The 25,962-nt window shown below is 43.6% G+C and carries 21 protein-coding genes; 14 read left to right on the top strand and 7 right to left on the bottom strand.

The annotated features are described in order from the left end of the window. Window position 1: 1 nt before the first annotated feature. From J4N44_RS23690 to moeA, 3 genes are all read right to left on the bottom strand, one after another. Window positions 2-2,107: an LruC domain-containing protein gene (locus tag J4N44_RS23690; RefSeq protein ID WP_033007705.1), complete on the bottom strand. Its 2,106-nt coding sequence runs from the start codon at window positions 2,105-2,107 to the stop codon at window positions 2-4. Between the two features lie 173 nt (window positions 2,108-2,280). Continuing rightward, window positions 2,281-3,030: a molybdopterin-synthase adenylyltransferase MoeB gene (gene moeB / locus J4N44_RS23685; RefSeq protein ID WP_053053498.1), complete on the bottom strand. Its 750-nt coding sequence runs from the start codon at window positions 3,028-3,030 to the stop codon at window positions 2,281-2,283. Between the two features lie 9 nt (window positions 3,031-3,039). Next, window positions 3,040-4,275 carry a molybdopterin molybdotransferase MoeA gene (moeA, locus tag J4N44_RS23680; protein ID WP_005452364.1) on the bottom strand — a complete coding sequence of 412 codons (1,236 nt, stop codon included), beginning with the start codon at window positions 4,273-4,275 and terminating at the stop codon, window positions 3,040-3,042. 480 nt (window positions 4,276-4,755) lie between these two features. Here moeA and folE point away from each other — a divergent pair, with 480 nt between their 5' ends. Next, window positions 4,756-5,409 carry a GTP cyclohydrolase I FolE gene (gene folE, locus J4N44_RS23675; protein ID WP_005452362.1) on the top strand — a complete coding sequence of 218 codons (654 nt, stop codon included), beginning with the start codon at window positions 4,756-4,758 and terminating at the stop codon, window positions 5,407-5,409. Between the two features lie 274 nt (window positions 5,410-5,683). Then, window positions 5,684-6,925 (top strand): NRAMP family divalent metal transporter, encoded by a 1,242-nt coding sequence (locus tag J4N44_RS23670; RefSeq protein WP_050904194.1) that lies wholly within the window; start codon window positions 5,684-5,686, stop codon window positions 6,923-6,925. A 49-nt stretch (window positions 6,926-6,974) separates the two neighbouring features. Here the strand turns inward: J4N44_RS23670 and J4N44_RS23665 are convergent, their stop codons facing one another. Together J4N44_RS23665 and clcA are read right to left on the bottom strand one after the other, a co-directional pair. Then, a complete protein-coding gene (locus tag J4N44_RS23665) occupies window positions 6,975-7,940 on the bottom strand; it encodes a TDT family transporter (RefSeq protein WP_086028182.1) in 966 nt (321 codons plus the stop codon). Window positions 7,941-8,182: 242 nt separating this feature from the next. Beyond that, window positions 8,183-9,589 (bottom strand): H(+)/Cl(-) exchange transporter ClcA, encoded by a 1,407-nt coding sequence (gene clcA / locus J4N44_RS23660; protein ID WP_009697296.1) that lies wholly within the window; start codon window positions 9,587-9,589, stop codon window positions 8,183-8,185. A 657-nt stretch (window positions 9,590-10,246) separates the two neighbouring features. Here clcA and J4N44_RS23655 point away from each other — a divergent pair. Then, the gene (locus tag J4N44_RS23655; RefSeq protein ID WP_009697297.1) at window positions 10,247-10,807 is read left to right on the top strand and encodes a hypothetical protein; all 561 of its coding nucleotides are present in this window, start codon (window positions 10,247-10,249) and stop codon (window positions 10,805-10,807) included. A gap of 11 nt (window positions 10,808-10,818) precedes the next feature. Here the strand turns inward: J4N44_RS23655 and J4N44_RS23650 are convergent, their stop codons facing one another. Beyond that, window positions 10,819-11,238, bottom strand: coding sequence for a helix-turn-helix transcriptional regulator (locus tag J4N44_RS23650; RefSeq protein ID WP_009697298.1), 420 nt, complete (start codon window positions 11,236-11,238; stop codon window positions 10,819-10,821). A 96-nt stretch (window positions 11,239-11,334) separates the two neighbouring features. Here J4N44_RS23650 and J4N44_RS23645 point away from each other — a divergent pair, with 96 nt between their 5' ends. The 9 genes from J4N44_RS23645 to J4N44_RS23605 all read left to right on the top strand — a co-directional run bounded on the left by J4N44_RS23645 (window position 11,335) and on the right by J4N44_RS23605 (window position 23,588). Continuing rightward, window positions 11,335-12,243 (top strand): aldo/keto reductase, encoded by a 909-nt coding sequence (locus J4N44_RS23645; protein ID WP_005452353.1) that lies wholly within the window; start codon window positions 11,335-11,337, stop codon window positions 12,241-12,243. Window positions 12,244-12,604: 361 nt separating this feature from the next. Further along, window positions 12,605-13,609, top strand: a complete 1,005-nt coding sequence (locus J4N44_RS23640) for a response regulator (protein ID WP_154202799.1) — start codon at window positions 12,605-12,607, stop codon at window positions 13,607-13,609. After that, on the top strand, window positions 13,609-14,049 hold the full coding sequence (locus J4N44_RS23635; protein WP_005452351.1) for a PAS domain-containing protein: 441 nt from the start codon (window positions 13,609-13,611) through the stop codon (window positions 14,047-14,049). The genes J4N44_RS23640 and J4N44_RS23635 overlap by 1 nt, the downstream gene beginning before the upstream one ends. A gap of 90 nt (window positions 14,050-14,139) precedes the next feature. Then, window positions 14,140-15,675: an NAD(P)H-hydrate dehydratase gene (locus tag J4N44_RS23630; protein ID WP_252045295.1), complete on the top strand. Its 1,536-nt coding sequence runs from the start codon at window positions 14,140-14,142 to the stop codon at window positions 15,673-15,675. Window positions 15,676-16,137: 462 nt separating this feature from the next. Beyond that, a complete protein-coding gene (locus J4N44_RS23625; RefSeq protein ID WP_005452348.1) occupies window positions 16,138-17,181 on the top strand; it encodes a GMP reductase in 1,044 nt (347 codons plus the stop codon). A 747-nt stretch (window positions 17,182-17,928) separates the two neighbouring features. After that, window positions 17,929-19,446 (top strand): AAA family ATPase, encoded by a 1,518-nt coding sequence (locus tag J4N44_RS23620; protein ID WP_252045294.1) that lies wholly within the window; start codon window positions 17,929-17,931, stop codon window positions 19,444-19,446. Next, entirely contained in the window at window positions 19,439-20,986 is a 1,548-nt protein-coding gene (locus tag J4N44_RS23615) for a VWA domain-containing protein (RefSeq protein WP_045491003.1), read from the top strand. Before J4N44_RS23620 ends, J4N44_RS23615 begins: the two co-directional genes overlap by 8 nt. A 161-nt stretch (window positions 20,987-21,147) precedes the next feature. Continuing rightward, window positions 21,148-21,684 carry a HEPN domain-containing protein gene (locus J4N44_RS23610; protein ID WP_045491000.1) on the top strand — a complete coding sequence of 179 codons (537 nt, stop codon included), beginning with the start codon at window positions 21,148-21,150 and terminating at the stop codon, window positions 21,682-21,684. Window positions 21,685-22,538: 854 nt separating this feature from the next. Beyond that, window positions 22,539-23,588 carry an alpha/beta hydrolase gene (locus J4N44_RS23605; RefSeq protein WP_252045293.1) on the top strand — a complete coding sequence of 350 codons (1,050 nt, stop codon included), beginning with the start codon at window positions 22,539-22,541 and terminating at the stop codon, window positions 23,586-23,588. A gap of 191 nt (window positions 23,589-23,779) precedes the next feature. Here J4N44_RS23605 and J4N44_RS23600 read toward each other — a convergent pair whose 3' ends face one another. Next, the gene (locus J4N44_RS23600; RefSeq protein ID WP_005452341.1) at window positions 23,780-24,670 is read right to left on the bottom strand and encodes a LysR family transcriptional regulator; all 891 of its coding nucleotides are present in this window, start codon (window positions 24,668-24,670) and stop codon (window positions 23,780-23,782) included. Window positions 24,671-25,148: 478 nt separating this feature from the next. Here J4N44_RS23600 and J4N44_RS23595 point away from each other — a divergent pair, with 478 nt between their 5' ends. Both J4N44_RS23595 and J4N44_RS23590 read left to right on the top strand, forming a co-directional pair. Further along, a complete protein-coding gene (locus J4N44_RS23595) occupies window positions 25,149-25,355 on the top strand; it encodes a Flp family type IVb pilin (protein ID WP_005452340.1) in 207 nt (68 codons plus the stop codon). Window positions 25,356-25,507: 152 nt separating this feature from the next. Beyond that, on the top strand, window positions 25,508-25,945 hold the full coding sequence (locus tag J4N44_RS23590) for an A24 family peptidase (protein WP_005452337.1): 438 nt from the start codon (window positions 25,508-25,510) through the stop codon (window positions 25,943-25,945). Window positions 25,946-25,962 lie beyond the last annotated feature (17 nt).

The raw sequence follows: 25,962 nt of genomic DNA, 5'->3' as shown, positions 1-25,962 counted from the left end.
CCTATGGAATGTAGCACTTGTTTGGTGTTGGAGCGGTATGCCAATCTGTACCTAACTCGCCAGCAGATTCAGCCCATGTTTTGAACTGAGGATAAGCCTCAACCATATCGATACGTTCGAGTGGCCAATCCCAATCCTCAACGATTAATAGTGCCCAAGGTAGGTTGTTCGCAGTTTTAAAGTACACACCTTGTGAAGGGTTACTTGCGTCCACACCAACACCGAAGAGGTTTTGGTCATCAAATTGCTCTGTTGGCGCTTGGTCGGCTAAGTGAACTTCCCACTTACGTCCTGGTTGGAAAGTAATGCCGTCACCATGGTAAGTTCCTGGAGTCGCGAAGATGAACGGGTCGTAAGGCATCGCTTGTATGGATGAACGGTCAGAGCCTTCAGTAAAGTAGACGTTTAGAGTAAAGGTGAGAGACACGCTGTCGTCGCACCCAGCTTCTGTTCTAAAGAAGTTACAACCGCTCGAGGCATGTTGGCTCAAGTCTTCACTAATGATGAATATTGCTTCGTCAGAAATGCTTTCTAGCCCGTTGGACGCCTGCTCAATGCCATTAAAAGAGAGTGTTGTGAGACCATTTTCAATCGCGCTTCTCGAGATACCCGGTAAGCGGATGGCGAACCCATTTTTGTAGTCTGCACCGTACGCAGCCAAGTCACCAGTGATTTGGATGTTCTCTACATGACCATCTAAGCTAGTTTCCGTGATTTGGAAGGTCACGACAACGTCATTCATGTCGTAGTCTGCTGTGTAGGGCCAGTTATCTTCATAAGCAACGGTGGCGAAGCTTTCTGCACTTGGGAAGTATTCAACAGAATACCCATTTCCCGTGATCGCAATAGGGTAATCTTCGACCTCACCAGATGTCGAACCACCGTCGTAATTCAACCCAGTTTGTTGGCTGAAGCGGAATCGACTCCAACTCGAACCTTCTGTTGCCGCAGTAGAAACAACGAATGGCAGTGGATTATTTCCGGCTGAAAGCAGTTCATCGGTAAAGACCTGTTCGCCTTCATCATCAAAGTCACCATCGCGGTTCCAGTCAAACCACGCAGACAGATAACCAGAAGTGGAGGCGGTGACATTCACAATGGAGCTTAAGCCAGGATCAAGCGCGGATACAAAACCAACACCATCCTCATCTGCTGTGCCCACGGAGTTATCATTTGCTTGACCGTCAGCGTCACCATCTGGGGCGACAGAACCAAGCCAAGTTACGTCGTCGACTTCGTGACGAGGTCCGTTAGAAGCTAGAGTTGTACTGTAACTATCGGGTGCATCGCCAAAATCGATAGGATCGTCTTCATCAATAACAGGTGCATTTGCACAACGTGCACCATCATTCTGACTTGAGCTTGGTCCGTTTGAGACAAACTCAACTGCCGGAACAATCCCTGCTGCAATGTTAGCGGCGTTTTCTGAAGACAAGTTGATACGATAGATCTTACCGTCTTGGTTACGTGATACATAATAGTTGCCGTTTACATCGAAATAACCAGCGCCGAATGTGCCTGTCTCGCCAGTATCACCGATTGCAGTTGCATTGCCATTTGATGGATTGAACTGGTATAGGACACCAGAGTTGTTGTCGATACCATAAAGAGAACCGTCACCGGGATGGAACGCAAAGTCGGTAAGGTTGACAGTCGCCGTCGAGCTAATCTTTACGATGTTTAATGTTGCGTTTGGATCCGAGTCTAGTGGGGAGAGGTCAATGGAGAATAGACCTTTCCCTTTACGGTACAAATAGTAAACGTGATTGTAGACGTCACCCACAAAGAAGGTGTGATCGGTAGGTAGACCGGAAACGTTCAGTGTTTCTGCTTGAAAGTCTTTCCCTAATCGAACTATCTTTTTGTTCGTAGTGTCGTAGCCATAAATGTAACGGTCAGTGAAGTCAAAGCCCACGCCGTTAATACCCGAAGCTAAACCCGTGTCGTCCTCCAAAAGAGTAGTAGAACCTGTAACCAAATTGACGCCATAGATTTGAACTGGGGTTGATTGAAATAGGTATGCTTTGCTTGGGCAGGTGTCGAACGGCGTGGCTTGAGCATACGCACTTGCCATTAAAGTCCCAAGTAACAGTGATGTCCTTTTCATAATTCGCCCTCTCATTGGTTCGTGATATATGCAATGAAAGGAATGTGCCATATTTTAAGGTTATGATTTTTAATGAATTATGATTATTAGATAGGCAGGTTTTAATTCTGATTGTCAAAATGAAAAAAAGCCCAACATTGAGTTGGGCTTTTTGGGAATGATTGAGTAGAGAGCTAACTACAAACCGGACAGGTTGGCATTTTCATCAGATTCATTTCTCGCCAAGACATGCTTAGCGCATCCAAAATAAGAATTTTTCCTTTCTTTGGCTGCCCGTAGTTAGCAATCACCTTGATGGCTTCCATTGCTTGGACTGCACCGACAATACCGACGACAGGTGCCATTACACCGGCTTCAACACAGCTTAACGTGCCACTGCCGAAGAGGGCGCTTAAGCACTGGTAACATGGTTGAGTAGGATCATCGTAAGTGAACACGCTTACTTGCCCTTCCATGCGAATTGCGGCACCCGAAACCAATGGTGTTTTTGTTTCAAAACACAAGCGGTTGAGTTGGTTGCGTGTATCTACGTTATCTGATGCATCTACAACGATAGTGTGTTGTTCGATGAGTTCTTTGAGCTCAGTATCACCAAGGCGTTTTGCAATGGTGTCCACGGCAATATGTGGGTTTAGCTCCCTTAGTGCCTCAGCCGCTGACGCGACCTTCTTACGACCAATATCTGCATCGTGGTGCAGCACTTGACGCTGTAGGTTAGATAGCTCAACGATATCATCATCAATCAATGTGATTTTACCTACACCGGCAGTCGCTAAGTATTGGCTTGAGGCGCAGCCTAAACCGCCAGCACCAAGCATCAATACCGATGCTTGCTTAAGTGCTTCTTGCCCATCAAAGTCAAATTGACGAAGAATGATTTGGCGGTTGTAACGCAACATTTCCTGATCGGAAAGAATATCCACAACGACTTCCTAGTAAAGGGTTGAGTTGAATAGTTGAATCTGAACCGTTTCGCCTACTTCGACGCGGCCGCGCTCACGCTCCAATACAACAAAACAGTTCGCTAGGCTCATTGATCGGAATGCACCAGAGCTTTGGTTACCTGTTGTTTCAACCACAAACTTGCCATCTTCTAAGGTATAGATGCCACGTTGGTAATCGGTACGCCCCGGTGCTTTCTTAAATGCTGTTTTGGTTGTCGCTGGAATAGACTCCGGAGCCTTCCACTCTGTATGTCCTGCGAGTTTTGCCAACATCGGTTGAACAAGCACGTACATGGTTAGCACCGCAGAAACAGGGTTGCCCGGCAGACCACAGAACCAAGCAGTACTCAGCTTACCAAAGGCGAAAGGCTTACCTGGCTTGATTGCCAGCTTCCAGAAACCGATCTCACCAAGTTCTTCAAGAATGTCTTTTGTGTAATCCGCTTCGCCAACGCTGACGCCACCAGAGGTAACAACGACATCAGCCAACGTTTGTGCTTTTTCAAAGGTCGCTTTGAGTGTTTCTGGGCAGTCGGGGATGATGCCTAAATCGACGGCTTCACAACCAAAGTTTTCAATCAACGGTTTGATGCCGTAACGGTTGCTGTCGTAGATTTGACCTTCTTCTAGCGATTCACCCAGTGGTTTTAGCTCATCACCAGTAGAGAAAAACGCCACTTTTGGTTTACGAACGACGGTCACATGGCTGACGCCAAGAGACGCAATCATTGGAATATCACGCGGCGTTAAACGAGCACCTTGCGCAAGTACAATGTCGCCTTGCTTGATGTCGTCACCTGTTGGGCGGATGTTGTTTTGTGGCTTCACGTCCGTTTGGTTGAACTGAACACCTGCATCCGTTACTTCGGTGTTCTCTTGCATGATAACGGCGTCACAACCCTCAGGGATTTTTGCGCCAGTCATAATGCGAACACAGGTACCTTGAGGCCATTCACCTTCAAAAGGTTGCCCTGCGAATGATTTGCCCGCCAAAGGCAGTACCGAAGACGACTCAAGATCTTGAATGCGAATTGCGTAACCGTCCATTGCTGAGTTATCGAATGGTGGCACATGGATAGGAGACAAGATGTCTTCTGCCAGTACAAAGCCAAGAGCATCAGCAAGTGGAAGAGAAAGAGTGGTTTGGATAGGTTTGATTCGCGATAGCATTTTATCCATCGCTTCTTCAATTGGCATCAAGCCAGGTGCGTCGCAGCAGCCCATTGAGAAAATCCTGTGTTCTTTTGTTTTGTGGCAACTTTACCATAAAAAGGGGACTGAGTAGGGTCTGTTAATCTTTCATGGTTAAATTTTGTTCGGATGGGGCGCCTAGACGAACCCTTTGGGCAGCGTTTGTTGGTCATTTCTACTTCGTTATCGACTTCTCATGAAGACTAACTACACATCAAAGTCTCTGCCTAGTATAAATGCCCAACAATTCGCTGCAAAAATCAGCTCGAAAGATCAACAGACCCTAAGAATGTCCACCTATAAAATATGGGTGTAATTATTCAAAAATCCGAGTATCCTTGTCAGCCATCCGAAAGGGGTAAAAAACCTGCGGAGCTCAAGAAAATCAGCTCAGTACCTTCATTTGATGTGACTTGGTGTAAAGACACGAACTGAGCAACTCAAAGCGAAAAGTATGAATGCAATTTTGGTTGGATTTGTACAATCGGCTGAAGTAACAAAAGAGGAAGTGGAATGTCAGGTCTTAGCGAGTCAGCGAAGTTAGTAAAAGAAGCGCTAGAGCAACGTGGTTTGGAAACGCCAATGTGCCCAAACAACGTAAGCCGTGAAGAGAAGAAAGAGAAGATCGAACACCACATGCGTGAGATCTTAAGTTTGCTTCAACTTGACCTAACTGACGATAGTCTAGAGGAAACGCCGCATCGTATCGCTAAGATGTACGTGGACGAAATCTTCTCCGGTCTGGATTACGCCAATTTCCCGAAAATCACTGTGATTGAAAACAAGATGAATGTAAGTGAGATGGTTCGCGTGAAAGACATCACAGTGACCAGTACTTGTGAGCACCACCTTGTTACGATCGATGGCAAAGCTGCCGTTGCTTACATCCCACGTGGCAAAATCATTGGTCTGTCTAAGATCAACCGTATTGTCCGCTTCTTTGCACAGCGCCCTCAAGTTCAAGAGCGTATGACACAGCAAATTCTTGTAGCACTTCAAACGTTGCTAGGTTCAGATGATGTGGCGGTGACTATTGATGCAACGCACTACTGCGTGAAATCTCGTGGTGTTATGGATGCAACCAGCGAAACGACGACAACAGCATTGGGTGGTATTTTCAAAAGCAACCCAGCGACACGTGCCGAGTTTCTCCACGGTTTACGCTAAGTAATCAAGCAAGTTTCTAAGAGGATGGTAAATGCCATCCTTTTTTTATCTATCTGAAAGTCATAGATAAGATGGATTTGAGACGACAAAAATCATTTATCGAACTTCGTGTTGACAGTTATTTGAGTTGCCCTTAATATCCGCGCCCAGCAAACGGTTGCGAGGGTTTTCTCTCTTATTTGATTTGCTTATCTGATTCTTCAAGTTCAGCTGATCTCGGTCAGTTGTCTTTCTTTTTTCTAATAATAGAAAGGCAACAATATTGAGACTTGGCATGACCACACAAACTACCGTTCACTCTTCTATTCCGACTTCTGCACAAGCCTCGGAAAATAGCTGGCAAAAGAAAGCTATTCTTAGTGTCGCATTCCTAATGGCGACTACCTCTGTTGGTCCTGGCTTTTTAACTCAGACAGCAGTCTTCACCAATATCTACAAAATCGACATGGCGTTTCCAGTCTTTGCATCCATGTTCATTACTTTCGGTATCGTGATGAACTTATGGCGCATTGTGGGTGTATCTGGCATGCGTATTCAAGACATTGCCAATAAAGTAGCTCCGGGCATGGGCTACGTGGTGGGTATTCTCCTTGCTCTTGGTGCGGTAGCGTTCAACTTTGGCAACGTGAGTGGAGCTGCACTTGGCATCAATGTGCTAACAGGGGTTGATACTACCTGGGGGGCTTTGTTTACCGGGGTTGTGGGATGCCTGCTGTTTGTGGTGCACAATGCATCTAAACGTATGGATCAGATGGCGCGCTATCTTGGTCTGTTTATGATCATTCTGATTGCTTACGTTGCAATGACCAGTTTGCCACCAATGGGTGAAACCATGAACGCAGCGGTGATGCCGACAGATATTGGTAGCTTACTGCTCCCAACACTGACCATTGTGGGTGGTGCCGTCGGTGGTTACTATACGGGCGCACAACGCTTGGTTGATATCGGCTTACAAGGCAAAGACAAGGTTCCGGCGATTAAAACCGCGGCTTGGGCGGGCATTTCTATTGCAGTGGTGATTCGTATTCTGCTGTTCTTAGCCGTGTTTGGTGTGATTGCGACAGGCGCAACGTTGGATTCTGCAAACCCGGCTGCTGATGCCTTCCGTCAAGGTGCTGGCGAAGTGGGTTACTTCATTTTTGGCTTGGTATTATTTGTCGCGTCGATTACCTCGGTTGTGGGGAACTCGTACATGGCCATCTCCCTGATCAAAACTCTATTCCCAATCGTGGCTCGTAACGAGAAAGTGTGGTGCGTTGGCTTTATCATTATCACATCACTTGGCACAGTGACCATGAACATGCCGATTCTACTTCTTATGCTTGCAGGTTTGGTTAACAGCATTATTTTGCCAATTGTACTAGGCATGATGTTGGTAGCGACACGCAGAAAAGATATTGTGGGTGACTACAAGCATCCGGTCTATTTAACCTTTACGGGTATTGCGATTGTGGTGGTAATGGCGGCATCAAGTATGACCAACATCAGCAATTTTGTGTCGAAGTTCATCGGGTAACGTTGCTCGTTGAAGACAAAAGAAAACGGCCTCACAATGAGGCCGTTTTTTATGTTTGTTTCGATGGTGTCCTAACAAGCTCTGGCCAGTACATTTTGACATAACCAGCAGACACCCAAACCACGAGCACGGTTGCGATGCTTAGTTCTAGAAATCCAAAATCGTGTAACCAATGCCAATGCGGGTGAGATTCCGCGAAGAATGTGGTGAGACGATGCATTGCAATCGCACTGATCACGGAAGGAAAGGTGACCGCTGCGATAGATGGTTGAAATTTCAAACGCATCAAACGGAAATAACACAGATAAATTAACAAGGTCATCGTAATGGCGATGCCTGCCAGTGCGCCCGTCAGGATCGGATCTGGTTGCGCAAAGTTGACTAGGTACGCAGCCAGAGAAAGATTCACAGGCGCAGCCATGATCGCGAGTGTTGGTCGTGCTCGACGCGGCAGAGAGCCAAAGAATACCAAGCGATACAACACCAAAGGCAACATGAAGAAGTAAATGCCGATACACATCATCGCCAAAGTTTCAGAAAACACATTGTGTCCAAACTGAGAGCCAGCAAGAGAAGAGCTGATCAAGCCCACAGGGTAAAGAAACCAGCTTGGCACTATGTTCGACATCTTGAAGTTAATGATCTGAAAAGCAAAGAACAGCACCATCATCGTGAAGTGCAGTAACACCGCCATAAACCACAGCGGGTAGGCAATGATTGGCGTTACCACGGCAAGATAGTCACACAGCATGAGTAACGCCATGCTCATTGGCGCCATTAAACTACCGCTCAGTGGGTGCTTGATGTCCGCCATAAACAGTCGAGGGCTGGTGGCGTATTTAAGTAGAACCGGGGTAAGAAGAAGAGCTCCGAGTGCAGCAAGGAATGGTCTTATTGGTTCTCCAATCTGTGGAATGTACAAAGCCCAAGCTTGTCCAAGCCCTATCATGCCTAGTGCTAACGCCGCTTGTGACGGTGGAACACTATAAAACTGCACAAGTCTTTTCCAGTTCAAAACGACTCCAGAAATGGGTTAATTGCTCTAATTTGAGGCGCAAATACTAACAAGTTTAACGTCTTCTTACCTTTCATTATGATAGGTAAATTCCAGAGAATGGGAATTTTGTGAGTTTGGTAGGAGATTTATGTAGAGACTTGCAAAAAAGTAGAATTACTGGCTCCAAAAGAATCTTAATGGCGAAAGATAATTTGGAGCCGGTATACCCAAGTACGTTGAAGTCCCTTGGGTATATTAGGTTAAGCTTGGTTTTCAGGCAGGTCTTGTTGACGTAGCTTGTCATTCTTAAGCGTACGATGTAACAACTGGCTGTAAATTGGTTGTCCACCAAGTAATTGCGCCACTATTACTGCGCCTAAGCTGGTAATAATAAGTGGTAGGATCAGGTAGTAGTTATTGGTCATCTCGATAACCAGTAAGATACCTGTGATTGGCGCACGTACTGTTGCGGCAAATAGAGCCCCCATGCCTGCAATTGCGAAGACACCTGGTTCGATAGTCAATGAAGGTAACAGCATGTCTGCACTTGCTCCAAATGCATAGCCAAACAATGTGCCCAAAGCCAGCATTGGAGCGAAGATACCACCAGGTGCACCAGAACCAAAACAAAGTAGGGTAGTGATCACACGACCAACGAACAGCATAACTAAAATAGAAATTGAGTAGTTGCCGTTGGTAATGTCTGGAATCAAGCCAATACCGCCGCCGGTTAGCTGAGGAACATAAAGCAGTAGCAAGCCAAACACACCGCCCAAAATAGTACCTGTGATCAAGTAACGTTTACGGTCGTTTTTATGTAGGGCAACAAAGCTGTCTTGCGCGATGGTGATCAGCTTATTGAAAATCACACCAAATACGCCAAACAAAGAACCGAGTAGCAAGAACAACCATAATGATTGTAATTCCGGTGATTGGTATTGCGGCATGGTGATTACCGCTTCTTGACCGTTAATCGCGCGAAACACAATGTTTGCCATGATCGCCGAAATGATCACTGCTCGAATAGAAATTAAAGAGTAGCGAAATTGAGGACGCATTTCCTCAACAACAAACATGATGCCTGCTAACGGTGCATTAAACGCCGCGGCTAAACCACCGGCAGCACCGGATGCTAATAGAGAGTGGCGAGTATCATCGTCTTTAATACGAAAGATATCGGTAACCATGCGACCAACCGCGCCACCCATTTGTACAGTTGGACCTTCACGACCTAAAACCATACCTGAGCCAAGTGCGCCCATGCCGCCAAAGAACTTCACCGGGATGACACGCCACCAACGTACCGGGCGAATATTGTCCATTGCACCTTCTATCTCAGGAATGCCGGAGCCAGAGGCTTCTGGTGCGAAACGGTGCACAAGGTAGTAACCGATGAATGCTAATGCACCACTGATTAAGATTGCGGCCAGCCACAAAGGCAGCACGCTACCGATTTCGCTTTTTAACCACTCAGTACGGGTTTCAGAAACAAAGTGAACAGCAATCTCAAAGTAAGTGCCGACAAGACCTGCTAGCGTACCAACGATGGCCGCCATAAAGAGGACGGAAAATGAAGTTGGCGTTGACCCTCGAGAGACAAACTGGTTAATCGCATCTTTAGGTACGTGCGCTAACACAGATTTCACAATTCTCTCGCGTTTGGTCATTAACAGATTCTCCTGACTACAGATTGGAAGGGACGGAAGAAATTATACGCTCAGGAGAGTCTAGACCTAATCAATAAAGATGCAATTTAGCTTTCCACTATTGAGCGGTTCAAGTGTCGATTGTCTAAATATTGATAAACTTTGTGCTATTGATCCCATATATGGCACTATTTTTTTATCGGTAAAACTTGTTTTCTGAGCAAAATGAACCATGCTTTAAGTGTAAAGCAACATGACTGCTTCAGAAGGAGGGATGTGAGGTTTTACACACAATTTGGATGGATTCAAACCCTACAGAAATTCCTCGTTATTTGTTCGGGATGCATCAATAGACTTCCCGATTCGCATACTCACGATTGAGTCACGAGGCAGAGGCGCACGCATAGGTGCGCCTTTTTAATGCCTATAATCTTCCCCTTTACTTATTTTAAATAACCGTACGAAGTGTTGATAATCCCAACTTGGTATGGCATTCTGTTTTCTCGTAATGGTTCTCGGCGTGATGGATTACGCGGTTTAGGCTTTATACAAAGATTGATGCGGGCTAGAAGGTCCGCTTTTTTGTGTCTGAAATTCGAGCTGAGTACTTGCTTATCTTAGGTATAGGGGCAAAGATAGCGTTTTCGATAACATCAAATTCAATCGTCAAGTAATACCATGTCGCGCTTTTCTCTTTGTTTGCTCATTTTCTCCGGGTTATTTTCTCAAACTACATCGGCTCAAGATCTATGGTGGCAGGCGATATTATCGAGTGCTCCTGTTGAACAAATCCAACAAGCGATAACGACAGGTGGAGCTTGGTATCGATGTGAGACACAAGATAGTACCGAAGCGTTTTGTTTGGATGATTTTCACTACTACCATCAGCATCTCTACGGAGAGTCAACAATAGAAGATCGTGAGGTCTATTTGTCTTTTCTTACCGAGTACCAACCCCAGAGTTTGAGCGAGCTGATTTTAAATTTGAGGAAAGATGGGCTGGTGATGCAGAAGGTGGAGATTGATGGGCAACAATATGATATTTCTGAAGCGATGAGGCACGCCACGCCTGAAGAGGTAGATAAAGATCTGATTGTCTTTATTAATCGCTATCCACAGCAAGCGCCACGTAGTATCGATTGGGTGTTAGCACAAGAGTTTGGCACGCCAACGCCAAGATTAAACGTCATGTTAAACAGCGATGGCGAGATGATTGAACTAAAGGTGATTCGTTTCTAAAGTGTTATGCTTTAGATGTCTGAAGCCTCAGTTTTGTTTTCGTGATGGAGAGCCAAAAATGTCGCCATCGCAGATTCATCCAAAAACCCATCCGACTTTTTATGCGCGCGTAGATACTGATAACCCGCAACCAATTTGCGGTGCTGCGCTTCTTCTTCCCCAGAAATTACACCATTCATGACATGTTGATAGGCGAGTTTGTAAGCCTCCATATCCACTACTTCGGCTTGGCGATATAAGTAACCACAACCCGTCGCTAGCCATTCTAGTGAGCAGTTTGCTCGCATCGCTATTTGGTTCGCTTTGGTTAAACTTGGCTCACTTCCTTTGAGATATTTCCTGATCAAAGCTTCAGATACATCGACGCGTCGAGCGAAGCCGCTGACACTTTCTTCGCCTATAAGGGTGGCGAGTCGTTGGGCAAAAGACATATTTCGTACTCCAGTTCGAATTGCGAAAGTTTACCCGTTGAGCGAACGGTAAAACAAGACTAGGATGAAAGCAGATTAAGAAAAGGAGAGAAACCCATGGTTGCAAAAGTAGTGACTGCACCAAACGGTCCAGAGTTTTCTGAGCTGGTTCAAGGATATTGGCGTGCAGTAGATTGGGGCATGACAGCGCAAGAACGTTTGTCATTCCTAAAGCAACATATTGAGTTAGGTATTACGACTGTCGACCATGCTGACATCTACGGTAACTACGAATGTGAAGCGCTGTTTGGTGAAGCATTGGCGTTGGATAAAAGTGTTCGTGAGCAAATCCAGATCGTGACCAAATGCGACATTAACTTGTGTGGTGATAAAACACCTGAGCGTAAGATCAATCATTATGATACTAGCGCGGCGCATATCTACCAATCCGTCAACAACTCACTTGAGCGTTTAAATGTTGATGAGATTGACGTGCTCTTGATTCATCGTCCTGACGTTTTGATGGATGCAGATGAAGTGGCAGAAGCGTTTTCGGAGCTTCATAAAGTCGGTAAGGTGAAGCACTTTGGTGTTTCTAACTTCACACCTCGTCAATTTGAACTTTTGCAATCGCGCTTAAGCAAGCCACTTGTGACTAACCAAGTGGAAATCAACCCCCTTAACTTTGAAGTTGCACACGATGGTACGTTAGACCAGATGCAAACTTTACGAGTGCGCCCGATGGCATGGTCGTGTCTAGGTGGTGGTTCAATCTTTACGGGTGATACGGAGCAAGCGGTTCGTGTTCGCAACGAGTTAGAAATGATTCGTGAAGAAGTCGGTGCGAACAGTATTGATGAAGTGATTTACGCTTGGGTTCGTCGTTTACCATCGAAGCCAATGCCTATTATTGGTTCGGGTAAAATTGAGCGAGTTCACTCGGCGGTTAATGCACTGAATATTGAATTGACGCGTGAGCAGTGGTACCGAGTTTGGGTCGCTTCAAAAGGTCACGGTGTGCCATAGAAAGACCGAACAGTTTTATCTTCTTAGGCACTCTTGATATCCAAGTAACCACGCATTTCGAGGTTATAGGATATATTGGGTGCCTTTTTGCCTTCTAGATTATCTTTTTCATTCTAATTGCTAAGAGCAACCCTTTGCGTATCAGGCTTTGTCGAAGTTTTAATCACACTTGCGCAACATCACTAAATGTATAGGGAATTGCGTTTTTTATTGGTTCACTGGTTCACTCATCTATTCATATTGCGTATGCTAGTCCGGTAAACAAGAAATAATAAAAACTCCTCGTCAGTTTTCTCGTACTTTGTGCTGCGACAATCTGTTAGACTCCTGCGCAGATTGTTGAATATATAAAGGTGGTAGAATGTCTTTTCCTGTACTCATCTGTGATGACTCTGCGTTAGCACGCAAACAGATGGCAAGATCACTGCCGGCAACATTAAATGCAGACGTGACATTTGCCATTCATGGTAAAAACGCGCTAGAAGAACTAGCGCAGAAAGAATTTAAACTGATGTTTCTTGATTTGACCATGCCAGAGATGGATGGTTTTGAAACATTGGAAAACATGAAACGCTTAGGCATTCAAACGCCAGTTGTGGTTGTGTCTGGTGATATTCAACCCAAAGCAAAAGAGCGTGTATTTGCACTCGGTGCGAAAGCGTTTATTCAAAAGCCAATTGGTAAAGACGAGCTTAAATCGACGTTAAAAGAGCTGATTGAGCCTAATGATCGTCCACAGGTCATCACTCCTACAACGATTGAGCTGCCTATTCTGCGTCGTCGTGATATTTACATGGAAGTGGCTAACGTGTCGATTGGTCGAGCGGCAGATGCCTTGGCGCGTCACTTTGATGTTTTTGTTCAGCTTCCACTTCCAAACGTAAATATCTTCGAAGTCAGTGAGCTTCATATGGCATTGAGAGATTTAGCATCTCATGACAACGTCTCAGGTGTTTGTCAGGGGTTTTGTGGAGAAGGCATTGCGGGCGAAGCACTGGTTATCCTAAGTGACTCAAGTGTCTCTGACTTGAAAAAGCTAATGAAGGTGCCTGCAGATAGCGAAGAGTTAGAAGAGCTCGAACTGCTGATGGATATCTCTAACATCTTGGTAGGCGCATTCTTGAATGGTTTAGGTGAGCAATCTGAGGTGCGATTCTTCCAAAGTTCTCCTGTATTGCTCGGGCAGCATATCTCCATCGATTCAATTATTGAATCAACCACGGGGGCATTTAGTCGAACCATGACATTTGAAGTGAGCTACAACATTGAAGGCACATCAATTCGTTGTGATCTTCTGTTTATGTTCGTTGACGAGTCGCTGCCTTTGCTAGACAACAAATTGTCATATTTAATGGAGGACTTCTAATGCTGAATCTACCTGCAGAATTTGAACAATTCCATTGGATGGTCGACATGGTTCAGAATGTCGACATGGGTTTGGTTGTGATCGATAAAGATTACAACGTACAAGTATGGAATGGGTTTATGACCCACCACAGTGGCTTGCAATCTCACGAGGCAATTGGTCGCTCCATTTTTGATATTTTCCCAGAGATCCCACAAGAGTGGTTCAAGCTAAAAACCAAGCCGGTTTATGATTTGGGCTGCCGAAGCTTTATTACTTGGCGTCAGCGTCCGTATTTGTTCCGCTGCCGTAACGTGCGTCCTGTGACACAACAAGCGGAGTTTATGTACCAGAACGTAACGTTGAACCCAATGCGTACACCTACAGGAAAAATCAATTCCTTGTTCTTGTCTATTCAAGATGCGACGGCTGAAGCGTTGATGTCTCAGCAACACAACTAAAGGTTGATTAAATAACGATATTAAAAGCCGAGGTTCGCCTCGGCTTTTTTGTATACTTAAATCGTGTCTTCAAATGCGCAGAATAATCATATGGACTTTAATCTCGCTCTCAAGCTCTACACCGCTGAACAAGTCAGAAATGGAGAAGTAATGGCAGCTCAATTGGCGGGGGTATCAATGTATAGCCTTATGCAACGCGCTGGAATGGCTGTGTATGAGCGTTTTCTTCATCTTTATCCCAGAGCACGAAATGTGTTGGTGGTGTGCGGTAAAGGCAATAATGGTGGTGATGGTTATGTGTTTGCCACTCTAGCAAAGCAGGCACAGCTGAATGTACGCGTGTTTCAGTTGGGTGACCCTTTAACCTTGAAAGGTGATGCTCTGAGAGCGTTCGAAGATTGGCAAGCTAGCGATGGAGAGAACAGTGCTTGGGATGATTGGCATAGTGCATTGTTAGAAGCTGATGTGATTATCGATGGCATGTTAGGGACAGGGTTAATGGGAGAAGTCAGAGCCGACTCTCGTCGCTATATAGAGCAAATCAATCAAGTCCATTGTCCTGTAATCGCTATTGATGTGCCATCGGGTCTAAGTGCTGATACTGGCGCCGTTTTGGGAGAGGCTATTCGTGCAGACCATACCGTGACATTTATTGGTGTAAAGCAAGGTTTGTGCACGGGGCAAGCAAGAGATTACGTTGGAGACCTACATTTTTCCGGCTTAGGTGTGAACGTCGAGTTCGAGTCGATTGAAGAAGAAAGCGCGTTAGGTATTGATCATCAGATTATCGGTAGACTGCTACCGGAAAGGAAAGCCACTGCCCATAAAGGCGATAACGGGAAACTCCTCTGTGTAGGAGGTAATCAAGGTATGGCAGGCGCGATTCGATTATGTGCTTCTGCCGCAGCGAGAACAGGGGCGGGTTTAACTGCAGCGATTACCTATCCAAGCTCGCTACTACCGTTACAAGTGGGAGCTCCAGAAATAATGAGTCGAGGCATTACACTTGATGAGCTCAAAGACACCGATAACGAGCTGGTTAAGTGTAGTCGTTGGGCTGATGTTCTTGTCTTTGGTCCTGGTTTTGGGCAAGATGAATGGGCACATCAGGCATATCAATTCTTATCTCAGAAAAACAAACTCAAAGTGGTGGACGCTGACGGACTAAACATCCTTGCTATGCTCAATCAGAGAAATGATGTCGTGTTTTTACGAGACGAGCAACGCGTTATGACACCGCACCCCGGAGAAGCTGCACGCTTGCTCCATGTTTCAACAAAAGAGGTAGAGCAGGACCGTTTTGCAGCGGCGAGGCAGCTTCATGAACGCTACGGTGGAGTTGTTGTACTCAAAGGCGCGGGCACTCTTATCTATGACGGTGTCAGAATGTATATTTGTCTCGCGGGTAACCCTGGGATGGCGAGTGGGGGAATGGGAGACGTCTTGTCTGGTGTGATTGCTGCGCTACTTGCAAAAGGACTTCCTATTGCTGTGGCGGCTCGTTTAGGCGTGATACTTCATAGTCATGCAGCCGATATTAATGTCCAGCAAAGTGGTGAAGTTGGCTTGTTGGCGAGTGACGTTATCGAATCTCTTCGATGTGCCATCAACACACCAAAGAACTGAACAGAGCTTTTTTAGCTCATTCGCTTTCAAGAAGAGGCAAAAAAGTGATGTTGGGCATGAAAAATTTGAAGAAATATTTTTTGAAGAATCGCACTAACTGGGTTCGTTTGACGTTATTTTGAGCGTTTATGAGAAGTTAAACGGTAACCTACGATGAAAATGACGCAAAGGTTTGCGCAAAGGATAAAATAATCGAGCGTTTTAACTGTTTGATATTGTTAATTAAGTTGCGATTTTTGGAAGAGGGGAGGTGTTTTTGATATGCGATTTCCAAGATGGTATCACAAAAAAAAATCAAATATCAGACTTGTAGGAAATAAATCACAGCCTATAATGCTGAAAACCGGAGCGTCTGCCAACGCTCCGGTTTTTTTGTGTCCGAAGAACAGTGAACTCGTCTGCCAACGATTTCACTACGCACTCTGAGATGACACATATACTTATGAATCAAGGAATTACACAATGCGTATCGAACAAGAACTTAAGTTAGGTTTTAAAGATGTACTGTTTCGCCCGAAACGATCTACCCTTAAGAGCCGTTCTCAAGTAAATTTAACCCGCGATTTTACATTCAAGCATAGTGGTCGTCAATGGTCTGGCGTACCAGTAATTGCGGCTAACATGGATTCGGTTGGTAGCTTTGCAATGGCTAAAGCGCTAGCAGAGCATGGTGTAATGACCGCTGTTCACAAACACTACACAGTTGAAGACTGGGCAGAGTTTGCGAAAACAGCAGACAAAACAACGCTAAACAACGTGATGGTGTCAACGGGAACGTCTGATGCAGACTTCCAAAAAACTAAAGACATCATGGCGATTTCTGATGAGTTCATCTTCATCTGTATCGACATCGCGAACGGCTACTCAGAGCATTTGGTGGAGTACGTACAACGTGTTCGTGCTGAATTCCCAGACAAGGTTATTTCTGCTGGTAACGTCGTAACTGGTGACATGTGTGAAGAGTTGATTCTTGCTGGTGCAGACATCGTGAAAGTAGGTATCGGTCCTGGTTCTGTATGTACAACTCGCGTCAAAACCGGTGTTGGTTACCCACAACTTTCTGCAATCATCGAATGTGGCGACGCAGCTCACGGTCTTGGCGGTATGATCATCGGTGATGGTGGCTGTTCATGTGCGGGTGATGTTGCGAAAGCATTCGGCGGTGGTGCTGATTTCGTCATGCTAGGTGGTATGCTTGCTGGTCACGAAGAGTCAGGCGGCGAAGTCATCGAGAAAGACGGCGAGAAGTTCATGAAGTTCTACGGTATGTCGTCGAAGAGCGCGATGGACAAGCACTCTGGTGGTGTTGCTGGCTACCGCGCAGCTGAAGGTAAAACCGTATTATTGCCATACCGTGGCAGTGTTCACGGCACTATCCAAGACATCCTTGGCGGTGTTCGCTCAACATGTACTTATGTAGGTGCAGCAAAGCTTAAAGAGCTAACCAAGCGTACGACGTTCATCCGTGTGCAAGAGCAAGAAAACAACGTATTCGGTAAAGAGTAAGTCGACTGAATATCGGAAATTGTTGAAACATCCATAAATTGATATTTACAACCATATATTGATTTTTGGTACAGCCATAATTTGATATTGCCTCTTCATGGTCTAAACTTGTGAAAGTTTACGACAAAATCGTGAAGAGGCTATATTATGTCTGCTCTACCTTCCTCTTCTATAGCCGCCCTGTTTGAACTTGAAACTGCGTTAACCAGAGACTGATTAAGAATGGCGAGTATTGGACGTATCATTCCACAATGCCAATGCAGCCGACTAATATAAAATGCCCACAACGTGAGTCTCCGGTTTAAGAAGTTGTCTTTTGAAAGACTAGCTAGTATTTGAAAATAAAGAGCCGCTTTCCAGCGGCTCTTTTTTGTCTGAAATTTAGCAAGTGGCGATAGAGACGATAGAGACGATAGATTAATGCTCTAAATACGGTTATTGGGAATCGCTTCAGACAGATAATCAGGTACGAAGTCTACATAGCGTATTGTTATGCTCATATCTGTGAGGCTTAGAATGTCCCTTTTCATTAGATATAAGTATTTGTTGTATCAGTAAAGACATTTAAATCTATAAATGCTGATGCATATCACCCAAAGAGAAAAATGGAAATGTCATAATAAAGGGAAATGACTATATAAAATAACAACATAGCCTAACTCTTATGTTGAATACCATTTCGACCACGAGGGCAATTGTGCTTATAAACATGTCTCGCTTTTCAGAATAACAAAAAAGGAATTTATTGTGACAACGACAGTATGTACAGCAACGATGAACAGAAAAGACAAGCTCCAAACCCTAATGGCTCAGATGAGCGATGGATTATTGGAAAGGGAGCACCAAGTTCGACTTATGATGTTAGCTGCACTTTCTGGTGAGCATGTCTTACTCGTTGGACCTCCTGGAACGGCTAAAAGTGAACTGGCAAAGCGATTGAAAAGTGTCTTTGTTGAGGCTAATTACTTTGAACGTTTAGTTACGCGTTTCTCTGTTCCAGAAGAGCTGTTTGGACCGCTTTCGATAAAAGCGTTGGAAGAAGATCGTTACAACAGACTTACCAGTGGATATTTGCCTGAAGCATCGGTGGCTTTTATTGATGAAATCTTCAAAGCAAATAGCGCAATATTGAATAGCCTTTTGACGCTGCTAAATGAACGTCAGTTCGACAATGGCAATCGAAGAGTCAACGTTCCTTTAATCTCTGTTGTAGCAGCAAGCAACGAGTTACCGGATAGTGAGGAGCTCAGCGCGTTATACGATCGATTCATTCTTCGTTCTTATGTGTCGCCTGTGTCTACGGAATCGTTTGATGCATTACTTTGTGGGGCATTAGAGGGTTTTGACCCAGACCTCAATGTACGTTTGAAAGTGGAAGACCTAAATGAGGTTCAGCGCTTAGCTGAGAAAGTTGAGTTGACTGTGGCAACGAGAGAAGTATGTAAAGAATTTCGTAATTACTTAATGTCACAAGAGATTTACGTATCTGATCGCCGTTGGCGTAAGCTGGTGAAATTAATGAAAGTGTCAGCTTTCACTTCAGGCTTTAATGAAACCAGTATTTACGACACTTGGATTCTTCCACATTGTTTATGGGAACAACCAGAGCAATTTGAGGGCCTTCAAGATCTTTACAAGCGCTTGGTGACAGTCGATGGAAAAACTCCACCATCACGCCTATTACAAGTTTTGAGTGTATGGGAAAGTAGGTTAACAGAAGAAAGCAGCCCGCATAAAAAAGATACTCAAGGAAAACTACTCTATATCGATTGTGATGGTAATGAAACGACTAAAAAGTCTAGTGAACGTCAAGCGAAGGATAAAAATGGTAGATTGCTCTTTAAAGACGCTTACGATGGAACTAAAACTACGAGCCACGATTACAATCGCAATCCCCCTTGGATGGAAAAAGTGGAGAACGACCCATTGATTGGTAGTGCTCAGTTTTCCAAGGCTCATATCGAGAGCCGAGTATTAAGCGTTCAAGAAATAGCAAGTAACATCGATCAATACATTGGTGCCGTGAAGCAAGAATTACAGACAGTTGAACAATACTTTAATAACCACCTTTGGTTAGATTGTAACTTGTTACCCGGAATTGTCGACTCACTTAATGAGTCACTCAAACAGGCAGAAAAACTGTTAAATAGAGCTAATAAACTAGTAGATGGATTTAGTCGTTTGCCGTTGGAGGAAGACCCGCGTATTGAGATTGCAGAGTTAGTATCTTCTGATAGCCCGTTGGGAGGAGAGTTGTGTGATTAAAGTACCGTATCAGATTCGCTCTCCCTTATTGAACTTGGATAGCCAATTAACATGCCTAGATAATGTGCCGGAGAAGTTTCTTCCGGCAGTTATTTCAAGTGCTAATGGTGAGTTAGTAGCGCGGTGCGAGTCCTTAGTGAATTCCAGAAATGAACTTCTACAAGGAGAAAGTCCAGCAAGTCTATTTCCCTTAACACCACAGCCACTTACCAATGTGATTTGCAAAGAGATAGAAGAGTCTGGATTAAGACAATATTGCGCACAGAATGAAGAGGTCACTGATGCCTTGCTATCTGACATTCTCACGGCAATAGACCAGCTTCAATCTAAGGCATCGCCTATGATAAGTGACTTGATTAAGCAGCTAGAAGATGAAGCGTTAAATCAAATCAAGCAAGCTTTAGAGAAGAGAAAGAACAAGCGCAAACAAACTAAACCTATTTCTCTCACTAATGCGCAGCAAACAAGAATTGCCGAAACAGCCTCGGAGGAGATCTGGCAGCAACTGCTCTCTGAACGGGATGTTGATGGCATCTTGCCTGTTATATGGCAAGAGAGGCTAACGGTATGGGCTCAATTAGAAGAGGTATTTACTGAACTTGGGTTGATTACTGGTTTAGGCTTTGACTTATCAAAAGGCATTTTTCAAAGCCATGGTTGGCTAGATATTGTTCGGTTAAACAAGCTTGTTAAAAAGCTTCCCAAGCTACAAAGCTTGATTCGAGACTTAGGGCGTGAAGATCAAGCTGAAGGGGCTGTACTTGAAGAAATCGTCATCAAAATGAGTGTCGCGACTAGACATGAGAAGTATGTAGCAACACCTCTTGTTCCAATGGAGACTAAAGGCATTACTCGGTCAGATTCGATCTCTAGAATGTTACCCCAAGAAGCGTCACGGTTAACCAATCCTGTGCTTAAAAAACTGTGGCATGCTAAGCGAGCCGAGCATTCTTTACTTTCTTACTCAGTGGAAGGGACCGAGGTGCTGGAAACAGTAGAGCAACTAGATCAAGAATCCGTTAGTGAAAAGCAGGGCAATAAAAGCAATAAGAACCGAGGTCCGATGGTGATTTGTTTGGACACTTCAGGCTCAATGAAGGGATTACCAGAAAACATTGCCAAAGCGACCGTTTTGGAATGCTTGAAAGCGGCCTACAAAGATCAACGGCGTTGCTACGTTTATCTCTTTGGAAGTAAGAAGGAGGTTAGTGAGCTTGATTTGACGTTAGATGCTTCGGGGTTTAATGACCTACTTAACTTCCTCACGATGTCTTTTGGAGGTGGTACAGATGCTGAAGGGCCACTCAACAAAGCGCTGGAAAAGTGTGATTCAGAAGAATGGCATAAAGCCGATGTTTTGTTAGTGAGTGATGGTGGGTTCCCAGTGACTTCGGGGTTAAGTCGGAAAATTAGCAACCGAAGAGAGAAGCAGGGGCTACAGGTACACGGTATACAAATCGGTAATTCTCACTACACATCAATGAGCAAAATTTGTGACCCTATTCATTACTTTTCGGAGTGGGTTGATTTAAAGCGTTAGCCTCTCTTTGGTGATGCCAGTCTGCTTTCAGCGCGATTAGCAACCAAAAGTCATTAGCTTATTGAAGTAACTCAACTTTATTGAACCTAGTTGTCATTGATTTAGTCCTAGATATGGTAAATTCCACTTTATGCATATAGTCATGATAACTAGGAAAAAGGATGTCACAAGCGAAAGCCAATTTTGAGTACGCGATCTCAGACGCTGAGCAATTATTAGAGTGTTACGATCAGTTAAACGGATGTCACTCCAACTCTCAGCCTCCAGAGGTGCTTAAGAGAGCTACTTTGATAATGACCCTTACCGCATGGGAAACCTATGTAGAAGACATAGCAAAAGAGCTTGTTGATGCCAAGTATGGGGTAGTTATGGGCTCTCAACTAGGGCAAATTATAGAGAATCGTTTAGAGGAGCAGCTTAAGTATTTTCATAATCCTGGCTCTAGAAAAACGAAAGCATTATTTGAAGAATTTTTCGGTATTGATGTTACTGAAGCCTGGGTTTGGAACAATTTTCAAACCGCTGATGAAGCTAGAGCACAACTCAACAAATGGTTAAAAAAACGAGGAGAGGCAGTTCACCGCGCTCAAACTGATATAACTGAAGCTCACATCGTTAAGCGTGAAGAACTGAACAAGTGTATCCGATTCTTTAGAGAGTTGGTGAACGTGACTGATGCAAGGTTATCGGAACTGTAATGATTAGATCTTTTCTAATCTTAAGGTGGTTCTTTTGATGAGTCTTACTAGCTAGCTGGAAGTAACTTTCTTACTGTGGTAGTTTCGCTGAAATACTAGTTTCACAAAAATATCAATTTATGGTTGTTTTACGCGATATCAAGATATGGTTGTTTTTATTTAAGTGTATGATTTTAAATGATTCATTATTATCATTTAATGGTTGTTTCAACAGAAATTTCTAATAGTTAAGAGCCGCTAGCTAATAGCGGCTCTTTTTTTTTGCGTAAATTGTGTTGTTAAACAAAGAAGTAACAGATCTGGTGGTTTGAAGATCATGCTGTCCAAGTTGATGTTGATAAATAGACTAGAGAAGAGCATAACGACACGTTTTTGGGGGGAAGTGGTCAAAGCTGGTAACCCCACGAGATTGGAAGGTGTGGCAAATTTATACTGTACCGATCATCTCAAGTCTTTATGCGAACAAAACCAGCTCGATGGCATCGTATTCTCTTCCGAGTTAACTGACTATTTTAATTGAGTTCTTTTCATCAAAATTTGGTTAGTGGTGAAACTTATAGTTTGCTCGCTGTTGCACCTCGACGCATTTATTGACTTCATTAAGATGAGGGGTGAGGGCGGCGGTTAGCACCTAACCAAACTTTCTCGCCATGCTTTAAGTTATCTCTCTAACTTATCAAGTCACACCTTACTTAGGGTCTTATGGTGACTACTTCTGTATATATCCTTATATTGTTGTTGAGTGGCAACAGTGATTTGATTTAATTGCTATATATCAACATCGGTGCTTTTTCATAACATACCTCTGTTGCAACGGGGAACGTTGTAAACCTCAGAAATCAATGGAGTAAGATATGAAAACTACAAAGTTATTTGCCCTTTCATTAGTTGCTAGTGCTGTTTTAGGTACAACATCTGTAGCAGCAGAAACCTTCTTAGGGGCTGACTATCATGATGGTAAGAATAAAGTTGCTTTCCTTAGTGAAAATGTTCGTATTGCTGGCAATGTGTTTCTACCGCCAAATTATGATAAGAGCAAAAACTATCCAGCATTAGTGGTCATTACGCCAGCTAGCGGTGTGAAAGAGCAAACGGCAGGTATTTATGCCGAAAAAATGGCAAAGAAAGGTTACATTACCTTAGCTTTTGACCATCGTACTTATGGTGAAAGCGGCGGCTATCCACGTGGTATGGAAAATGCGCCAATGAAAGTTGAAGATATCAAAAATGCCATTACATTTTTGAGTCATTTCCCAGGTGTTGACTCTCAGCGTATCGGTGAACTGGGGATCTGTTCAGGTGCTGGTTACAGCTTGCAAGTTGCGATGCAGGATACCCGCTTAGATTCAGTCGCGACAGTTAGCGGTTTTGTTGACTTTACTGACTACGGCATGGGTGGTGCAACACAATATATGGACCAACTTACCGGTGATCCTGTTGAACAATATCGCCAACAAATTCAAATGGCTAGTGATGCGCGCCAGAAGTATTACGAAACCGGCGAGGTTGTGCTTGTTGATGGAATCCCATCGGCAGAAAAAGCCAAATCGATGAATGAGTTTTGGGTGCGTGCTGCAGATTACTATCGTAACCCTGCACGTGGTGGTGGTGCGGAAAACTACTCACCTATGCGCGCTGCAATGTCACTAGATACGCGCTATGCCTATAATCCATCAGAAAATATGGCATTACTGGGAGATACACCTTTCTTAGCCATTGTTGGTACAGAGGCGCTATCAGCATACTTCAGCGAAGTTGCAGTAAAACGTGGCAAAGATGCTGGTATTGACGCTGAATTGTTTAAGATTGAAGGTGCGCAACATTTCGACTTATATGATCAAACCAAGTATGTTGATCAAGCTGTCATTAAGCTTGATAAGTTCTTCTCAACAACGTTGCTATAACTTACTTGATGCTTTTATAGAGGCGAGTGGACATCACTTTTGTAGATGATCATCAACGAATAAGAGAAGACAGTCTTTAGTAAAAATTAACTCTTTGTTTTTAAGAGATTAAAAAGACTAAGAGCCGCGATGAGCGGCTCTTTTTTTATCCTGTTTTTAGAACAGCAGCTTGTACAATGAGGTCGCTTTTACTACTGCGCTAAGTCAGCAATAAAAGTCTGTTTTTTGCTTACGCAAGTCTGCAGTTCACCTTTGATCCATTGGTTAAACAAACCAAAGTCAGAATGCACCGGCCAGAAAAGGGAGGCGACAACTCTCTTGCCAAAAAAGTCGGGATGGTCGGTAATGATCTTTAGCTTATTCTCTTTCATGTTCTTCTCAATAAGAAATTCTGGCAAAAATGCCATGCCTCTTTGAGCTTTGCATAAATCGAGAATCGTGCCTAAATCGTCCAATCTCCACAAGTTATATGAGGCAATGTTCGATAAGTTGAGCAACTCTTCGCATCCATCCATAAGAAGAACACGCTGAGAAGGGTTACTGGTCACTGAGGCTAAATCTTCATGTGCAACCCACCAACAGTTAACGTGAAACAATTCGTCAATGTTAAAGTCGTTGTTTGTTTTGTGGTATGGGTTCCCCAAGGCAAGATCTATTTTTCCCTCGTTGATGTAATTTCCCAAAATAAAGCTTGGCTTGGTGACTACTACCAAATCGACATTTGGAAAGGCTTCCGAGAAATCCAACAGTGTTTTTTTTACATCTTTATTGAATACCAATGGATCGATCCCGACACGGTAAACAATTTGTTCTGAAATATTCATTTGTATCGCTGTTGTAATCAATTCTCGGTACCTTGATACAACAGGTGCGGATAAATGAAATAGACGCTTCCCTTTCTCAGTCAACCAGACTTTTGAATTTTGCCTATTAAATAAATTGAAGCCTAAGTCTGACTCAAGATTCTGAACAGCAGTGCTAACAGTAGATTGGGATTTTCCAAGCTTACGAGCAGCGGAGCTAAATGAACCTTCCTCAACTACAGCTACGAACGAAACAATATTTTCGAATTGTAGTTTCATGATTCGACCAACCTTTTAAAAGCAAGCAAATTATAGGTTTTTGATTTGTAATTTGTATATTTGCAACACAATAGCGTGATGAAACTCGTATTTCAACTCGTTTTATAAAGCAAAATTAATTATTGGTGCTAAATTCAACGTAAGTATATTCCTACATTGCATAAACAATCATCACATTTATCTATCTTTTTGATAAAAATAATTTTTGAAAATAATAAAGTAATGACTCTATTGATGATCTATGTCTCACCGTGTGAATTAATTACCTTATAGCGAGTATTGTAAATAATACTCGATATATGTCTGTAAGCTATTGTAATTTAAGTGCTTGTTGGTTCTTTATGATTTTTTCAGCATAACTTGATGTGCCGGTCTTTGCCAAATCTATCGATTCTATCGATAGGGGCTATTTTTCCATACCTTTTGGTATTCAATAGAATGGCAAAGCTTTTGTAAATCAACTTCATAGGAACTAAACATGATTACTAAACTGTACGTAAAAACAAGCCTGTTTTTGTCACAATTTAAAAACGACGAGCGCGGTGTAACTGCAATCGAATACGGTCTAATTGCTGTTGCAATGGCTGTATTAGTAACTACAGCAGTAGGCTCAGACGGTTTCATCGGCAAGCTAGAAGGTGCATTCGCTCAAGTTGCGACTGCTATCGATACTGCGAGCAAATAAGCCAAGTAATTACCTTACTGGTTTATGTAGATAATATCGCTAGATATTTGTGCCAGACCTCTGTTTCTCATTGGTCTGGCTCAGTTAATTTAGAATATCTAATAAATGTTATTTGAAGCTAATCTCGATAAATTCAGGCAAGAGTCTTAATTTTGAGTCATGAATTGTATTTATTAGTATTGGCAATCGCGTGTTTGTATGTATCTATTACCGATTTTCTTCATCGTAAAATACAAAATAACGCTTTGCTTTTACTCCTCTTGTTGCAGAGTTTTCTTTCACCATTAGATCTTCAGATTACAACCTTTTTGCTGGTGCTAGGGATAGGGTTAATACTTTATGCTCTGATTTGGATTGGAGCTGGTGATATTAAATATGCCGCAGTGTTGTCACTGACAATCCCTCTCAATGACCTACCATGGGCCTATATTATGACGGCGTTTGCTGGTGGTTTTTTAGCGATTATTTATTTAATTACTAGAAAATTAATAAGCAACACGTCGAGTAGCCAAGAAGGCATTCCGTATGGGATAGCAATTAGTGTTGGATTTTATTTAATAATTTTAACTCAAAATACGCCACATATTTAAACCTCCAAGAATGGGCA

This window comes from Vibrio sp. SCSIO 43155 (assembly GCF_023716605.1).
In the GTDB taxonomy this organism is placed as follows: domain Bacteria; phylum Pseudomonadota; class Gammaproteobacteria; order Enterobacterales; family Vibrionaceae; genus Vibrio; species Vibrio harveyi.
Note: the sequence above shows the minus strand (reverse complement) of the source record. Positions and strands in the feature narration are given on the sequence as shown.